1 pseudogene is annotated in these 283 nt (G+C 63.6%); it reads right to left on the reverse strand.

The features are described from left to right. Window positions 1-283, reverse strand: a pseudogene (locus EN862_RS35845) (MFS transporter); the annotation flags it as partial.

The raw sequence follows: 283 nt of genomic DNA on the forward strand, positions 1-283 counted from the left end.
CTCGAAGTTCAGCGTCATGTTCTGCAGTTTGGTCTGGGCCGCCTCGCTGCCCCACTCGACATGCTCGGAGAGCCTTGCGTAGTGGAAGGCGTTGCGGTCGATCAGCACCGTGTTGATGATGGCCAGGCCGACCGCGCCGCCGAGGTTGCGGGTCAGGTTGAACAGGCCGGACGCATTCTTCAGCCGTTCCGGCGGCAACGTGCCGAGCGCGATGTTGTTGATCGGCACCATGCACAGCATCATCGAGCAGCCGCGCAGGATCTGCGGGACGAGCAGCTCGTAG

The sequence above is a fragment of the Mesorhizobium sp. M2E.F.Ca.ET.219.01.1.1 genome (assembly GCF_004016445.2).
Classification (GTDB): domain Bacteria; phylum Pseudomonadota; class Alphaproteobacteria; order Rhizobiales; family Rhizobiaceae; genus Mesorhizobium.